The organism is Tardiphaga sp. GW822-FHT04G09 (assembly GCF_058800725.1).
Window position 1 is genome coordinate 151,738 of sequence record NZ_JBXAMO010000001.1, and the last position, 15,894, is coordinate 167,631.

15 protein-coding genes are annotated in these 15,894 nt (G+C 63.0%); 6 read left to right on the forward strand and 9 right to left on the reverse strand.

All coding sequences use genetic code 11. The features are described from left to right. The first annotated feature begins 5 nt into the window (after positions 1 to 5). The 4 genes from AC1RLZ_RS00585 to catC all read left to right on the forward strand — a co-directional run bounded on the left by AC1RLZ_RS00585 (position 6) and on the right by catC (position 3,820). Entirely contained in the window at positions 6 to 1,004 is a 999-nt protein-coding gene (locus tag AC1RLZ_RS00585) for a Bug family tripartite tricarboxylate transporter substrate binding protein (RefSeq protein ID WP_493187062.1), read from the forward strand. A 127-nt stretch (positions 1,005 to 1,131) separates the two neighbouring features. Further along, positions 1,132 to 2,301 carry an ABC transporter substrate-binding protein gene (locus AC1RLZ_RS00590; RefSeq protein ID WP_493187513.1) on the forward strand — a complete coding sequence of 390 codons (1,170 nt, stop codon included), beginning with the start codon at positions 1,132 to 1,134 and terminating at the stop codon, positions 2,299 to 2,301. Positions 2,302 to 2,350: 49 nt separating this feature from the next. Then, complete coding sequence (locus AC1RLZ_RS00595) at positions 2,351 to 3,526, forward strand: muconate/chloromuconate family cycloisomerase (RefSeq protein WP_493187063.1); 1,176 nt, start codon at positions 2,351 to 2,353, stop codon at positions 3,524 to 3,526. Between the two features lie 3 nt (positions 3,527 to 3,529). Further along, the gene (gene catC / locus AC1RLZ_RS00600) at positions 3,530 to 3,820 is read left to right on the forward strand and encodes a muconolactone Delta-isomerase (RefSeq protein ID WP_493187064.1); all 291 of its coding nucleotides are present in this window, start codon (positions 3,530 to 3,532) and stop codon (positions 3,818 to 3,820) included. A 72-nt stretch (positions 3,821 to 3,892) separates the two neighbouring features. Here catC and AC1RLZ_RS00605 read toward each other — a convergent pair whose 3' ends face one another. The 4 genes from AC1RLZ_RS00605 to AC1RLZ_RS00620 form a co-directional block, all read right to left on the reverse strand. Further along, positions 3,893 to 5,089: a serine hydrolase domain-containing protein gene (locus tag AC1RLZ_RS00605; RefSeq protein WP_493187065.1), complete on the reverse strand. Its 1,197-nt coding sequence runs from the start codon at positions 5,087 to 5,089 to the stop codon at positions 3,893 to 3,895. After that, the gene (locus AC1RLZ_RS00610) at positions 5,086 to 5,994 is read right to left on the reverse strand and encodes a PhzF family phenazine biosynthesis protein (protein WP_493187066.1); all 909 of its coding nucleotides are present in this window, start codon (positions 5,992 to 5,994) and stop codon (positions 5,086 to 5,088) included. Before AC1RLZ_RS00610 ends, AC1RLZ_RS00605 begins: the two co-directional genes overlap by 4 nt. Before the next feature lie 115 nt (positions 5,995 to 6,109). After that, positions 6,110 to 6,985 carry a helix-turn-helix domain-containing protein gene (locus AC1RLZ_RS00615; RefSeq protein ID WP_493187067.1) on the reverse strand — a complete coding sequence of 292 codons (876 nt, stop codon included), beginning with the start codon at positions 6,983 to 6,985 and terminating at the stop codon, positions 6,110 to 6,112. Between the two features lie 67 nt (positions 6,986 to 7,052). Then, positions 7,053 to 7,532, reverse strand: a complete 480-nt coding sequence (locus AC1RLZ_RS00620; protein ID WP_371419948.1) for a PaaI family thioesterase — start codon at positions 7,530 to 7,532, stop codon at positions 7,053 to 7,055. 233 nt (positions 7,533 to 7,765) lie between these two features. On the opposite strand from AC1RLZ_RS00620, the gene purL reads away from it, so the two are divergent. Continuing rightward, a complete protein-coding gene (gene purL, locus AC1RLZ_RS00625; protein ID WP_493187068.1) occupies positions 7,766 to 9,970 on the forward strand; it encodes a phosphoribosylformylglycinamidine synthase subunit PurL in 2,205 nt (734 codons plus the stop codon). Positions 9,971 to 10,024: 54 nt separating this feature from the next. Here the strand turns inward: purL and AC1RLZ_RS00630 are convergent, their stop codons facing one another. The 4 genes from AC1RLZ_RS00630 to AC1RLZ_RS00645 all read right to left on the reverse strand — a co-directional run bounded on the left by AC1RLZ_RS00630 (position 10,025) and on the right by AC1RLZ_RS00645 (position 14,310). Continuing rightward, on the reverse strand, positions 10,025 to 11,359 hold the full coding sequence (locus AC1RLZ_RS00630) for an MFS transporter (protein ID WP_493187069.1): 1,335 nt from the start codon (positions 11,357 to 11,359) through the stop codon (positions 10,025 to 10,027). A 287-nt stretch (positions 11,360 to 11,646) separates the two neighbouring features. Next, a complete protein-coding gene (locus AC1RLZ_RS00635) occupies positions 11,647 to 12,606 on the reverse strand; it encodes a 2-hydroxyacid dehydrogenase (RefSeq protein ID WP_493187070.1) in 960 nt (319 codons plus the stop codon). Between the two features lie 59 nt (positions 12,607 to 12,665). Then, positions 12,666 to 13,838 (reverse strand): acyltransferase family protein, encoded by a 1,173-nt coding sequence (locus tag AC1RLZ_RS00640; protein WP_493187071.1) that lies wholly within the window; start codon positions 13,836 to 13,838, stop codon positions 12,666 to 12,668. 109 nt (positions 13,839 to 13,947) lie between these two features. Next, a complete protein-coding gene (locus AC1RLZ_RS00645) occupies positions 13,948 to 14,310 on the reverse strand; it encodes a DUF427 domain-containing protein (protein WP_493187072.1) in 363 nt (120 codons plus the stop codon). Between the two features lie 192 nt (positions 14,311 to 14,502). Here AC1RLZ_RS00645 and AC1RLZ_RS00650 point away from each other — a divergent pair, with 192 nt between their 5' ends. After that, complete coding sequence (locus tag AC1RLZ_RS00650) at positions 14,503 to 14,739, forward strand: BolA family protein (protein WP_068735968.1); 237 nt, start codon at positions 14,503 to 14,505, stop codon at positions 14,737 to 14,739. A gap of 166 nt (positions 14,740 to 14,905) precedes the next feature. Here the strand turns inward: AC1RLZ_RS00650 and egtD are convergent, their stop codons facing one another. After that, positions 14,906 to 15,871 (reverse strand): L-histidine N(alpha)-methyltransferase, encoded by a 966-nt coding sequence (egtD, locus tag AC1RLZ_RS00655; RefSeq protein WP_493187073.1) that lies wholly within the window; start codon positions 15,869 to 15,871, stop codon positions 14,906 to 14,908. Between the last annotated feature and the right edge of the window lie 23 nt (positions 15,872 to 15,894).

The window sequence follows — 15,894 nt, forward strand, 5'->3', positions numbered from 1 at the left end:
CTTTCATGCTGTCACGACGCACTTTATTTGCCCGAGCAACCCACACTGCGGTGGCGGCTTGCTTGATCGCCATGGGCGCAAGCCGTGCGGTGGCGCAGGAATATCCGACCAAGCCGGTCCAGTTGATCGTTCCCTTCGCCGCCGGCGGTGCCGCCGACATCATCGGCCGCACGATCGCGGAAAAGCTGAGCCAGACCTGGGGCCAGCAGGTCGTGGTCGAGAACAGGGGCGGGGCCGGATCGAATATCGGCATCAACGCTGCCGCCAAGAGTGCTCCCGATGGCTACACGCTGGTGCTCGCGTCGATTGCCGTGGCCGTCAATCCGTGGCTTTTCAAGTCGATGCCCTACGATCCTGTGAAGGATCTGACGCCGCTGACATTGGCGCTCGAGACACCGAATGTGGTGCTTGTGCCGCCTTCGTCGCCGATCAAGAACATCAAGGATCTGATCGCCTTTGCGAAAGAAAAGGCGGCATCGGGCGGTGCCACCTATGGTTCTGCCGGCGTTGGTTCCTCCCTTCATCTGGCCGCGGAAGTGTTCCGGCAGCAGGCCAAGGTCGAGATGACCCACGTTCCCTATCGCGGCTCATCGCCGGCCCTGACGGATCTGATGGCCGGACGGATCGACCTGATGTTCGACAACGCCTCGACGGCGCTGCCGCAGGTACAGGGCGGCAGCCTTCGCGCCATTGCCGTCACTACCAAGGAGCGCATCGCCGCACTGCCTGACGTGCCGACGATCAGCGAATCCGGCCTGCCGGGCTTCGAACTCGCCAACTGGTGGGCCATTTTCGGTCCCGGCCAGATGCCGCCGGCGCTGGCAGAGCGCATCAGCGGCGATATCCGCAAGGTTCTCGCAGACCCCGACGTGCAGAAGCGCTTCGCCGATGTCAGCGGGCGCGTCATCGCGTCGTCATCGCAGGAGCTTGCTGCGCATCTCGCGCAGGAGAGCGCCAAATGGAAGCAGATCGTCGAGACCGCCGGCATTCGCGGCAGCCAGTGACGACGGGCGTCTGACACACACCGCGATCAATCATTAACGAATATCAAGCGATAGGCGAGCGCTCATGCTGAGGGCGCTCATGGAGAATGATGTGAAGAAGCTACTCTCAGGTCTGACGGCATCCGTCATGCTCGTCACCACTTCGGCTGCGATGGCACAGAGCACCGCGCCGCTGAAGCTGGGCGCTGTCCTCGACATGTCCGGCCTCTTTGCCGACATTACGGGCCCGGGCAGCGAGGCTGCAGCCAAGATGGCCGTCGAGGATTTCGGCGGCGAGGTTCTCGGGCGCAAGGTCCAGATCGTGGTCGCCGATCATCTCAACAAGTCCGATCTGGCTGCGAATTTCACCCGTGAAATGTTCGACAACCAGGGCGTCGAGGCCATCGTCGATGTGGCCGGCTCCGCCACGGCGCTGGCCGCGGCGGAAATGGCCAGGACGCGCAACAAGATCATCATGTTCAATGGTCCCGGCGCGGTCAGGCTGACCAACGAAGCCTGCGGTCCCTATATCGTCCATTACACCTACGACACCTATGCGCTGGCCACCGTCACCGGACTGGCCACAGTGAAGCGTGGCCTCAACAACTGGTTCTTGCTCACGGCCGACTACGCGTTCGGCCAAGAGCTGGCGCGCGACACCTCGGACGTCGTCGTCAAGGCGGGCGGCAAGGTTGTCGGCAGCGTGAAGCACCCGATCAATACGTCGGATTTTTCGTCGTTCCTGCTCCAGGCGCAAAGCTCCAGGGCCAACGTGATCGGCCTCGCCAATGCGGGCGGCGACACGATCAATGCGATCAAGCAGGCGGCCGAGTTCGGCCTGACCCAGTCCGGGCAGAAGCTGTCGCCCTTGCTGGCCTTCATTTCCGACATCGACAGCGTCGGACTTGAGACCGCACAGGGCCTGTTGCTGGCCGAGGCGTTTTATTGGGATCTCAGCGACGAAACGCGCGCATTCGCCAAGCGCTTCATGGAGCGGACCAAGCGCGCGCCGACATCGGCGCAGGCGGGCGTCTATTCGTCCGTCACCACCTACCTGAACGCTGTGAAGAAGGCGGGCACCACCGATTCAGCGGCCGTGATGAAGGCCATGAAGGACACGCCGATCAACGACATGTTCGCGAAGAACGGCCGGATCCGCGAGGACGGCCGCATGGTGCACGACATGTACCTGTTCGAGGTGAAGAAGCCGTCGGAATCGAAGGCGCGCTGGGACGACTACAAGCTGCTCGCGACCGTCTCCGGCGACGACGCGTTCCAGCCGCTCTCGGCGTCGCGCTGCCCGCTCATCAAGAAGTAGCGCGGCGCCGTTCAAGGCCCCATCCATGGACAACAGGAAAACGCCTTTCATGAGCACCAGCGTGGCAGTCCGCGTCGACGGGGTCGAGACCATCCTGGTCGATGTGCCGACGATCCGCCCCCATCGGCTGTCGATGCATACGATGAACAGCCAGACTCTCGTGCTGGTCATCATTCGCTGCTCCGACGGCACGGTCGGCATTGGCGAGGGCACGACCATCGGCGGTCTCAGCTACGGCGAGGAGAGCCCCGAGAGCATCAAGCTCACCGTCGACACCTATATCGCTCCGGCCATCATCGGCATGGACGCATCACGCGTTGCCGCGCTCATGGCCGACGTGAAGCGGCGGGTCAAAGGCAATCGCTTCGCCAAATGCGCGGTGGAGACGGCGCTGCTGGACGCGCTCGGCAAGCGCCTCGGCTTGCCGGTGTCGGAACTGCTCGGCGGCCGCATGCATGACACCTTGCCGGTCGCCTGGACGCTGGCCAGCGGCGACACCGCGCGCGATATCGAAGAAGCCGAGCAGATGCTCGATGCGCGCCGCCACAATATCTTCAAGCTGAAGATCGGCCTGCGTTCCGTGGACGATGACGTGGCGCATGTGGCAGCCATCAAGCGCGCCCTCGGAGATCGTGCCAGCGTGCGGGTCGACGTGAACCAGGCCTGGAGCGAGCCCGACGCACGGCGCGGCATTCCCGCCCTGGAGGCGGCCGGCGTGGACCTCATCGAACAGCCTTTGTCGCGCGACAATCGCGGGGCACAGGCCCGCATCAGCGGTCGCTTCAATGTGCCCATCATGGCCGATGAGGCACTGCATGGCACGACGGATGCCTTCGATGTTGCTTCGCGGGGCGCTGCCGATGTGTTCGCCCTGAAGATCAACCAGGCCGGCGGTCTGTACGATGCGGTGAAGATGGCTGCGATCGGAGATGCTGCAGGCATCGGCCTTTACGGTGGCACGATGCTGGAAGGGGGCGTCGGCACTGCGGCGTCGGCGCAGGTTTTCTCCGTGCTGCCGAAACTCGCATGGGGCACCGAACTGTTCGGCCCGCTGCTCCTGACCGAGGAGATTCTCGCGACGCCCCTGCGTTACGGCGACTTCGTGTTGCAGGTGCCGACCGCGCCCGGCATCGGCGTCGAGCTGGACATGGACCGTGTCGCATTCTTCCGCCGCGACGGCTATTCGCCGCGCGTTCAACCGGCCGGCGCAACAACAGGAGCTTGATCGATGCTTTTTCAGGTGGAAATGGACGTGCAGATCCCGCCGGGTCTCGCTCCGGATGTGGTCGAGCAACTGAAGAAGACCGAGCATGAACGCGCGCAGGAACTGCAGAAGACGGGCGAGTGGCGCCATCTCTGGCGGGTCGCCGGACGTTACGCCAATGTCAGCATCTTCGATGTGGCCAGCAACGAGGCGCTGCACGACATCCTGTCGACATTGCCGCTGTTCCCCTTCATGCGCGTCAGCGTGACGCCCTTGTGCCGGCATCCGTCGTCCATTCGAACGGACGACCGCTAGGCGCAGGGCAGGCCTCAATCGGCGACAGGCCGCACTATCCTGGCGGCAGGCTGCTCTCGCAGGGGCGTGTCATCAGCACAATCTTGCAAGCGTATCGAACAGCGCGAGGTTGAGGCGCTTCAGATCGTTGTTCACCGGCTCCGGCTGGGACGAGAATTTTGCCACGACCAGTTCGGCGCGCGGATTCACGTAGAGATATTGCCCGTGAATGCCGAGAGCGAAGAAGGCGCCGCTCGCATCGCCCGTCTGATACCATTTGTTGCGATAGCGGCCTTCCGGCAGCCATTCGACGAACTTGCCCGCGCGCCAGGCTTCGTCGGAGCCGTTCGTGATCGTATCCGATACCCAATCCTGCGAGACGATCTGGCGGCCGTTGGCCATGCCGCCCAGTCGCATCATCTCGCCGATGCGTGCGAGGTCGCGCGGGGTCATGCAGAAGCCGCCGCCGGTTCGCGGGGTGCCGGCCGCATCGACCGTGATATAAGCATCCTGCCGCGCGCCGAGCGGTTGCCACAAGCGCACAGCCGCAAAGTCGGTGAAACGTTGACCCGAGGCGCGTTCGATCACCAGACCCAGTACATCCGAATTCGGCGAACAGTAGTGGAAGGGACCTCCGTGATTGCCGCCGCCCTTTTGCAGCGAGGCGAGGAAGGCCAGCAGGGAGTCCGGAGTGTCGCCGGCCTTGGACGGCTCGAGCAGGCCGGCGCGACGATATCTGGCGAAGTCGCCGCGCGGATCCTGATAGGTTTCCTCGAAATCCAGGCTCACCCGCATATCTAGGATATCGCGGATCCGCGCATCTGCGAAAGCCGAGGATTTCAGTTCCCGCACGTAATGCGAGACGGTCTCGTCGAAATCGATCAAGCCATCGCTGTATAAAATTCCTGCGACGATCGCTGTCACCGACTTGCTCGCGGAGAACAGAATGTGCCGCGATTGCGCGGTGAAATTCGGCGCATAGTAATCCGCAACGACACGGCCGGATTTCATCACGACGAGGGCATCGGTCGAGGTCCTGCGCAACACATCCACGACACCGGCTGTTTCTCCACCGACAGGTAATGTCTGCCGGAGCAAGTCTCCGGGATCGGCAGGTGGATCCTCGATCAGTCCCGGCGTCGCTGCGATGCGTGCTGTCGGAATGAGTTCGGACACGTGACGGAATGCCCAGACATTCCAGGGTGCCTGACGCCAGTTATCGAGACGAACGTCGCTTCGCGCAAAGCCATAGTCGGCCTCGAAAGCCGAGGGCTGTCCCTTGCTCGTCATGACGCGATCTTCTCGCATTCGGTCGGCTGAACGGCGCCGCCGAGCCAGCAGCCGTTGAGATCGCCGTCATTGAAGCTGAAGCGCACCTTGATCGCGGAGGGGCGATTCATGGCGCGCCCCTGGCGAATGGTGATCTGGCGTTCCGACGCATCCACCATCCGGTTTGCGAGGAGACCGAAGGACAGGGCAGAAGCCGCAATACCCGTCGCGGCATCTTCCGGATATCCCGATGAGCTCGGAAACTGGCGGGCGTCGACGATCTGATTGTCCCGGTCGGACACGGCGTAGGGATAGAGACCGGTGGAGTCGATGCGATTGCACAGGCGCTCCATCCTCGAGAAGTCAGGCTTGAGGCCATCAAGGATGGACACGCTCTTCAAAGGAATGAGCGTCTTGATCCGGCTCGTTCGCGCATTCTGGATCGGGAACGGCGCGAGGCTGTCGGAGCCGATCCCGAGGACGTCGAGAATGTCATCGACGCTTCGGGGCGTGTCGGGAAGCGGCTCGACGATCCCTGCAGGCTGCGAGACCTCGACCGAGATATCCTGTTCGTCTGATTGACCGATCCGTGCATGGACGCGGCCACTCTTCGTCAGGATCGCGATGCGATCACGCTGCAGCCGGCCGAGCCGTTGAAGCAACCATGTCGCGCCGACGGTGGCATGGCCGCACATGGACATCTCATGGTTGGGCACCCAGAAGCGAAACTCGAAATCGCAGTTCGAACCGGGGGGAGGCGGTAATACAAATCCGCTCTCGTGCCCGTAGGCGCGTGCGACCTGCTGCATCTCCGCATCACTCATCCCTGCGGCATCGACGACGATCGGCGCGGGATTGCCGCCCTGCGGGCCTGCCGCAAAGACACTGACAAATCGAACCTGGGGTTCAGCAGACGTCGTGGCCATGTGATGCACTTTCCAACCGGTTCGCGCGTTCGCGATACGCCTCAGCCAACGCTGCACGGAATTCACCGGCATCAAGCTACGGAGGATGTTGCTGCGGCGCGCGTTCCAGCGGGCCCTAGATTTTGATCGGCCGGGCCATGCGCTTGCGGATCTCGCTGGGCGACTGGCCATCGGCCCGACGCATGGCATGGGCGAGCGCTGCACCGCTGTCGAAGCCGACGCGGAGCGCGATCTCGCCGATCGGGAGATCGGTTGCCTTCAACAGTTCGTTGGCATTGTCGAGGCGGAGGCGTTGCTGGAATTCGCCGATCGACGTGCCGGTTCCCGCGCGGAAAAGCCGGGTGATATGACGTCGCGACACGCCGAAGCGCTCTTCCAGGGCGTCGAGCGGGACGTCCCGGTCAGCATGACGGGTGAGATAGTCCCTCAGCTCCGCGACCAACGCCATGCCGTGTTCGCGATGTGAGGCACTGGATACGCTATCCCCGGTCAGGGTCTCGGCGATGCACTGAACGAGCAGGGCAGAGGACAGTCCATGCCGGACATGCGCATTGCCATAGGCATGCCTGCCATCCCCGACCAGCAGCGCCTGCAGGGCACGCAGTCTGTCTGATCGGCGAAACAGCCGGGTCGTGGATGTCTTGCGGCGGAATTCGCTCAGCGAGCCGTTCTCTCTTTCGAGGCGCTTCAGGACCGAGCCCGTTGCGTAGATCGCGACATGGCTATGCGCGCCGATGCCTGCGCGCGTCTCATGCGCCTGGTTCGGCGGAACGATCGCGAACCGGTCCTGCGACAGCCACGTGCCTTCGCGCTTGGCTTCGTGCTTGAGTTCGATCGTCCCACAGCTTGGCAGGATGAACATCAGGCAATCATGCCAGTGCCACGGCATCGCGTAATCGCCGCGGCCGGCGACAGCCGCATGCTCGTCGTCCGCGGCGATCAGGAGATCCGCGTTAGCCGGATGACGTAGCCGTTCGAATGAACTCAGCATGTTCGAGCCCACATGTGTTGTCGACGAACCTAGCAGGGGGCGCCCATGCCCGCCAATCGGCGCCCTGTTACTCCGCCGCGATGGCCGCCGGCTTCGGGCGCTTCTTCACGCGCTTGATGGTGCCCGAGAAGGTCAGCAGCGAACGTTCGCCGGCTTTGAGGATTCCGCGCAGGAAGATCAACGAGCCGCCGATCCGGGTCATTTCGCCATGGCATTCGACCAGCTCGCCTTCGCGGGCGGCGTCGAGGAACTCGCAGCCGAAGGAGACGGTGATGCCGGGGCCCTGCAGCTCGCGGGAGGCCAGCGCAAACAGGCAGTAATCGGCAAAGGTCATGAAGCAGCCGCCATGGACGTTCTTCATGCCGTTGAGGTGCTTTTTCTCCACCCGGAAGGCGCAGCGGACGGAGCCGTCGGCCTCGACCTTGTGCCAGAACGGGCCGGAGACCGATTCGAAGGAGTCCCGCTTCCAGGTGGTCCAGCCCGCAAATTCCCCCTCCGTCGCGGTATAGGCGTCGGCGTGGAACGGGATGGTTGCATCGGCGGGCACATTCACGGTCTGAACTCCTTGGATTGGCTGAGAAAAGTGTTAAATCCGATCCATCCGGCGGGCGCAATCCGGCGCCGGCGCAGGGCCTCATGCAGGCTGTTTTTCGGGCAGTGCGGGCATTGCCCGGGCAAAGCTTGGGACATGCGGGGAACGGGCCGGAATAGGCCTTTTCCGCATGCTCCGATCTCCCTATGAAGAAGCCTTACAGAGCCAGAAAGCCGACGACTGACCCCATGACCGAGCCAAAGATCACTCCTGAACTCGTCGCCTCCCATGGCCTCAAGCCCGACGAGTACGAGCGCATCCTGAAACTGATCGGCCGCGAGCCGACTTTCACCGAGCTCGGCATCTTCTCGGCCATGTGGAACGAGCATTGCTCGTATAAATCCTCGCGCATCCATCTGAAGGGGCTGCCGACCAAGGCGCCGTGGGTGCTGCAGGGGCCGGGCGAGAATGCCGGCGTCATCGATATCGGCGACAATCAGGCCATCGTGTTCAAGATGGAGAGCCACAACCACCCGAGCTATATCGAGCCCTATCAGGGCGCGACCACGGGTGTTGGCGGCATCCTGCGTGACGTCTTCACCATGGGCGCGCGCCCGATCGCCTGTTTAAACGCGCTGTCGTTCGGCGCGCCGGAACATCCCAAGACTCGCCACCTCGTGTCCGGCGTCGTCGCCGGCGTCGGCGGCTACGGCAATTCGTTCGGCGTGCCCACCGTCGGCGGCCAGACGCGCTTCCACACCCGCTATGACGGCAACAACCTCGTCAATGCGATGGCCGTCGGTCTTGCCGATGCCGACAAGATCTTCCTCGCGGCGGCGTCCGGCGTAAACATGCCGATCGTCTATCTCGGCTCCAAAACGGGCCGCGACGGCATTCACGGCGCGTCGATGGCCTCGGCCGAATTCGACGAGGATTCCGAGGAGAAGCGCCCGACGGTGCAGGTCGGCGATCCCTTCGCCGAGAAGCTGCTGCTGGAAGCCTGTCTCGAAATCATGGCCGCCGATTGCGTCATCGCGATCCAGGACATGGGCGCGGCCGGTCTGACGTGCTCCGCCGTCGAGATGGGCGCCAAGGGCGACCTCGGCGTCGAGCTCAACCTCGACGCGGTGCCGACCCGCGAAGAGGGCATGACGGCCTATGAGATGATGCTCTCGGAAAGCCAGGAGCGCATGCTCATGGTGCTGAAGCCCGAGAAGGAAAAGCAGGCCGAGGATATCTTCCGGAAGTGGGGCCTCGACTTTGCCATCGTCGGCTACACCACGCCGACGCTGCGCTTCGTCGTGAAGCATGGCGGCAAGGTGATGGCCGATCTGCCGATCAAGGAGCTGGGCGACGAGGCGCCGCTCTATGATCGTCCGCATGTGCCGTCGCCGGTGCTGCCGGTAGTCCATGCGCGCGACATCGCCGCGCCGTCGTCGATCCCGGATGCGCTGGAGAAGCTGATCGGCACGCCCGAACTGTGCTCGAAGCGCTGGGTGTGGGAGCAGTATGACCACGTCATTCTCGGCAATACCGTGCAGCGCCCCGGCGGCGATGCCGCGGTGGTGCGCATCGAGGACGGCCCGAAGGGCCTTGCGATGTCCGTCGACGTCACGCCGCGCTATTGCGAGGCGGATCCGGTCGAAGGCGGCAAGCAGGCCGTCGCCGAAGCCTGGCGCAACATCACCGCCGTCGGCGGCAGGCCGCTGGCGGTCACCGACAATCTCAACTTCGGCAATCCGGAGCGACCCGAGATCATGGGCCAGTTGGTCGGTTGCCTGAAGGGCATCGCGGAAGCCTGCATCATGCTGGATTTCCCGATCGTCTCCGGCAACGTCTCGCTCTATAACGAGACCAATGGCCGCGGCATCCTGCCGACCCCGTCCATCGGCGGCGTCGGCGTGCTCGACGATTTCACCAAGTCGGCGACCCTGGCCTTCAAGAAGCCCGGTGAAGCGATCCTGCTGATCGGCGAGACCAAGGGCTGGCTCGGCCAGTCGGTCTATCTGCGCGATATCTGCGGCCGCGAAGAGGGCGCTCCGCCGCCGGTCGACCTTGCCACCGAGAAGCGCAATGGCGACGTGGTCCGCGGCATGATCCATGCGGGCACTGCGACTGCCGTGCATGATATCGCCGATGGCGGCTTGCTGGTGGCACTCACCGAAATGGCGATGGCTTCCGGCATTGGTGCCAAGCTCGATGCCGCGCCGTCATCCATCGTGCCGCATGCCTGGTGGTTCGGCGAAGATCAGGCGCGCTACATCGTGACGGTGGCCGAAGATCAGCTCTTGACCGTGATGTCGAAGCTGAAGGGCGTCGAAGTGCCGTGTGTGCAGATCGGCAAGACCGGCGGTCATGCTGTGGCGATCGACGGCGAGCGCGCCGTTGATATCAAGGCGCTGGTTCACGCGCATGAGAGCTGGTTGCCGAACTATATGGCCGGCAGTGCCTAGAGTCTGATCCAGCTTCGCTGAACCGGACTCATCGCCTTTCTTCACTCAACCGGATCAGGTCGCGATCTTGTATTCGCTGCTGATGTCCTTGCCGGTGTAGTCCGTCATCATGGCGGTTGCAATCAGGCTGAGCACGGCGCAGGCGGCGATGTAGATCGCGATCGCATAGGGCGACTGGTATCTGCCGAACAGCCAGGTCGCTATCAGCGGCGCCGGGCCGCCGGCGATCACCGATGCGAGCTGATAGCCGAGGGAGGCTCCGCTGTAGCGCAGCCTGCCGGTGAAGCTTTCGGCGATCAGCGCGGCTTGCGGGCCGTACATCATGTCATGCGGAATCAGCGAGAGCACGATGGCGAAGAAGATGATCCACGCCACGCCGGTGTTCACCATGCCGAAATAGATGAAGCCGAAGATTCCGGTGACCAGTGCGCCGATCATATACATGGCCTTCCGTCCGATGCGGTCGGAGAAATGGCCGGACAGCGGGATCGAGACGAAGGACACGACGGACGCAGCCAGCACCGCCGTGAGCAGGAAGTCGCGCGACACGTGCAGCGTGCCGATCCCGTAGGAGAAGATGAAGGCGGTGAAGATGTAGAACGGAGCCTGTTCGCCCATGCGTGCGAGAGCTGAAAGTAGAATTTCCTTCGGCTGACGCTTGATCACTTCGAGGATCGGGGTGCGCTCGATCTTTTGTTCGGCGAGCAGCTTGGTGAAGACAGGCGTTTCCAGAATGCCGAGGCGGATATAAAGGCCGACACCGACGAGCAGCAGGCTGAGCAGGAAGGGTACGCGCCAGCCCCAGGAGAGGAACTGGTCGCCTGACATCTGGCTGAATGCAAGCACGGCCAGATTGGCGAGGAACAGCCCGCAGGGCACGCCGAATTGCGGCCACGAGGCGATGAGCCCACGCGACTGATTGGAGCGGGCCCATTCCATCGACATCAGCACCGAGCCGCCCCATTCGCCGCCGACGCCGATGCCCTGGATGAAGCGCAGGACGGTCAGAATGACCGCACCCCAGATGCCGATACTGGCATAGGTCGGGACCAGCGCGACGGCGAAGGTCGCCAGCCCCATCAACAGCAGCGTTGCGATGAGCGTCGACTTGCGGCCGATGCGGTCGCCGTAATGGCCGAAGATCGCAGCGCCGATGGGCCGGGCGACAAAGCCGACCGCATAGATGGCGAAGGCTTCGAGGGTGCCGACCCATGGATCGGAATGCGGGAAGTACAGTTTGGCAAAGACGAGGCCGGTGACGGTGCTGTAGAGGAAGAAATCGTACCACTCGATAGCGGTACCAACGGTGGATGCGAATACCGCGCGGCGGAGTTGTATCTGGTGTTCGGCAGGAGAAAGATTGGTGACGACGACATTGGTGGCGGCCATGGACGTGCCTCCAGAACGCTGCGGCGTGAGAAGCCGACATCGCAGCGACATGATTTGTGAAGGAACTCGCCGCGGCCTTGCGTGTTCCCGCAGCTTCTCTCGCGGCACGTCCCTATGCGGGTCAAATTTCCGTAATGACGGGGCGCGTTGTCCTTGCGAAATCTACACGCGCAACCGGGACGCTCGGTCCGACCGTGCAATTGCACGCGGTCGGGCGATCACAATTGAATATTGAGTTTGTAGCGTTGACGGCGCCAGCATCTAGCGTGTGCCTATATGCCAACGTCTCAATAGCTCAGCGTCCGATCGACCAAATTCATCAGCGGCGTGCCGCTTTCCGCGCGTGCGATATTGTCGGCGATGTTCTCGGCGGCCGATGCAACACGCGTCGCTGCTGCGATGTGGGGCGAGATCGTCACCCCCGGATGCGACCAGAACGGATGGCCTGATGGTACCGGCTCGGTGCGGAAGACATCCAGCGTGGCCTGGGCCACCTGTCCGCTGTCGAGCACTGCGATGAGGGCGTCATCGTCGATCAGCGTGCCGCGTCCGGCATTCAGGATGAAACTTCCCCTGGGCAGAAGCGCGAGCCGTTCTGCATTCAGGAGATCGATGGTCTCCGGCGTCTGGGGCAGCAGCCCCACGAGGATTTCCGCCGAGGCCAGCGCCTGGGGTAGATTCTCCATTCCTGCGAGGCAGCGGACGCCCGGCACCTCGCGCAGGCTTCGACTCCAGCCGGTCATGCGAAATCCGAGTTGGGCAAGTGCGGTCGCCGCAGCCGATCCCAATTCGCCGAGACCCAGCACCGTCACCGATCGATCTTTGGCGAGTGGCGGGACATGCTGCGACCACGAGAGCGGCTTCTGACAGACATAGCGGTCCATCCCGAGATGCGCACGCAACACGTGACCGACGACCCATTCGACCATGCCCTGCCGGAGGCCGTCATCGACCATGCGGCACAAAGGCTGCGTCAGCGTCGTGTTGCCGACGATCTTCTCGACACCGGCCCAAAGGCTCAAGACGGCGCGCGCATTGCTGAAAGGGGCGAAATCGGTGATGGGACCGCCGGTCGCGTGGATGATGTAGTCCACATCCTGATGCGCCATGTCATCCAGGAGACTGGCTCGCGCGTCGATGCTCCGGCGCCGAAGCGCATCCAGAATGGGTTCGCGATATTCCTCGAACAGCGCCGGCGTGACGTTGAAAAGAAGATTGATCGCCTTGTCGCCGTTGCGCGCGCGCATGCTGGTCTCCTGCAGATCTCTATTAATGTCGAATGTCGGAAAAGGGCGGCGTGAACGGATTACAAAATCCGTTTCACACCCGGGATTGCGCGGAGCGCCCGCGTCGCCGCCCAGCTCGTCGCCAGCGTGCCCGCGAAGGCGATGAAAGCTTTCGAGCCGGCGCCGAGCGGTGCGTTCAGCAGCGCATATTGCAGCCACAGCATCGGGATGTAGTGCAGCACGAAGATGCCATAGGCATCGCCGCGCAGCGGATCGAAGATGCTCTTCTCACGCTGGCCGAAGCGCAGGAAAAGCGCCAGCACCGCGAGGCAGATCAGCGTGCAGGCGACCGCATAGATCACGCCGTAGCTCGACTGCCACCAGAACGGCGGAGCGCCGGTGAGATTGGCGAGCTTCATGCGCCGGAAATTGACGAGATAGGTGAGCGAGGCAAAGGAGGCGGCAGCGGCGATGGTCCACCACAGCCATTGCCGTGCCAGCGCGCCGGTGCGGGCCAGCAGGCCCTGATCGATATTGGCGGCGCCAATCCCCATGCCGGCGAAGAAGAACACGCCATAGATCGCCATGCGGCTGAACTGCACCTGCAGCGGGCCCCAGCTGAACCAGCGGACAGCGCCGACAGTAAACAGGAAGGGCACATAGGAGATCACGGCGATGACGGCGAGCGCGGCGGCGAACAACCACGGTCGTTCGAAGGCACGGATCGACAGCCGGTTGATGCCGTCCACCAGTCGCGGCGCGAGCAGGAAGACCGGGATCGCGACGAGATCGAGAAACAGCAGATACCAGATGAACCAGCCGGGGCCGGCGAACCATTGGCCCTGTTTGAAATTGTTGACGTAGAATTCGACAAAGCCGGTCTTGTGCGTCGACAGGCTGAACGACGCGTAATAGGCGATCGGCATCAGCACGAAGATCATCGCCAGGAAGGGCAGGCCGAGGCGGAGTGCGCGGTCGCGCAGGAAGTGGCCGATGCCCTTGCGCTTCAGGCTTGGCCAGACGAACAGGCCCGACAGCATGAACATCAGGCACATGAAGAAGGCGTCGTTGAACAGCGTCAGGATGTTGAAGCCGATCCAGCGCTGGCTGTCGACGATCGGCGCCGTCGACCACAGATAGTGGTTCGGGTAATAGCGGCCGAAGGCGGTGTAAGCGACTGCGGCGTGGTTCGCCAGCACGAGCAGCGTGACAAAGGTGCGGGCGCGATCCAGCGCAGCGTTGCGGTCTGACATGTGAAAGGCGAGCCCCCTCGCTTCCGCGCGCAACAGGCGTCGCCGGGCGCATCAGAGATGCGCGCCGCCATGATAATTGTCGAAAGCCGCTTCGGCAATCAGCCGGGGATCAAGCGGGCACTTCCTCGATTTTCACCTTGTCTGGGTAAAATGCCAGATAGTCCTTGATCTCGGCCATTGCGGGAAACGGCGTCTCATAGGTCCAGATCGCGTTGTCCAGCACCTTGTCGCCAGTCTTGATGCTGTAATAATTCGCGTCGCCCTTGTACGGGCAATGCGTCACACGGTCGGTGCGCGATACCGCGTCCATATTGGCGTCCGTGCGGGGGATATACACTACTGCGGGGTAGCTGGCCTCCTTGAGGGTCAGGGCATTGGTCGTGTCGGCGATCACGATGTCCCCGGCAGAAACACGGATGTGTTTGCCGGTGGGCGTAATGGTGATCGGGTGATCCGGGCCGGGAAGCTTCATGGTGAACCCTCATGCAGTGGCATTGTGACGGTCAAATGCTGCCCTTCAGATGTGGGATACCGGCGGCCTTTAAAAGGGTCAGGCGAGGGATTATCCTCAGAAAGCCGTGACGTCGTGCGGCAGGCGCGATAGGCTTGCGATCCGAGGCGGCGACGACCGGCCGCGATTCGAACTGTTCTGGAGACCCGATTAATGCCGATGGACGCCCGCGATATCGAGACCATGATCAAGGCCGCGATTCCCGACGCGCAGGTGACGATCCGTGATCTGGCCGGTGACGGCGACCATTACGCGGCAACCGTGATCTCGGAATCCTTCCGCGGCAAATCCCGCGTCGCCCAGCACCAGATCGTCTATCAGTCGCTGAAAGGCCAGATGGGCGGCGTGCTGCATGCGCTGGCGCTGCAGACGGGTGTGCCGGAGGCGTAAAGCTCAGTCCTCATGGTGAGGAGGCGCCATTTGGCGCCGTCTCGAACCATGAGTTGTGAGCACCCAAGGGTGCGGCCATCCTTCGAGACGCGCGCAAGAGCGCGCTCCTCTCGCCTAAACCCACTCGGGTTTAGGCTGGGATGAGGGCTGAGTGTGGAGCAGCCTTTTACTCCACCGCCATCAGTGCATGCACGGAGAAGTGCTTGTCCGCGTCGGTCCATGACGCCTTCGGCTCCCAGCCCGAGCCACGCGCGAGGGCCGCAAAACGCTCGATGCTGTATTTGTAGCTGCTCTCGGTATGGATGCTTTCGCCGGCCCGGAAGGCGAAGCTGCGGCCGAGCACATGCACGGTCTGCGGCTTCCTGGCGATCAGGTGCATCTCGATGCGGTGGCGCTCCTTGTTGTAGATCGCGCGATGCGAGAAGGCCGAGAGATCGAAATCGCCGCCGAGTTCGCGGTTGATGCGCACCAGCACATTCATGTTGAACTTGCCGGTGACGCCGGCCGCATCATTATAGGCGGCGTGCAGCAGCTTCTCGTCCTTCTCCAGATCGATGCCGATCAGCATCAAGGCATCCTTGCCGAGAATGGCGCGGGCGGAGCGCAGGAAGGCGCCGGCCTCGTGCGGCTCGAAATTGCCCAGGGTCGAGCCCGGGAAGAAGCCGACCTTCGGCGTCAACCGGATATCGGCGGGCAGCTCGAAGGGGGCGGTGAAGTCGGCATTCACTGGCAACACCTTCAGGCCCGGGAAATCCTTGCGCAGTTCGGCGGCCTGCGCCTGCAGGAAGTCGCCGGAGATATCCACCGGCACATAGGCGCCGACGTCGCATTCATTCAGTAGCAGCCGCACCTTGGTGGTGGCGCCGGCGCCGAATTCGACCAGCGCGGCGTTCTTCGGAATGATCGCGTTGATGTCCTTGCCACGCGAGCGGAGAATGCCGAGCTCGGTGCGGGTCGGGTAATATTCCGGCAGCCTGGTGATCTGTTCGAACAGCTCCGAGCCGGCTTCGTCATAGAAGTATTTCGGCGACAGTTTCTTGGGATGCTGCGACAGGGCTTCGGCGACATCCGCAGCAAATGCGGATGCCGAGGCATTCAGCAGTGACAGTGCCAACGGGGCATGAACGTTCATGTCAGTCTCCTCAACGCTTTCGA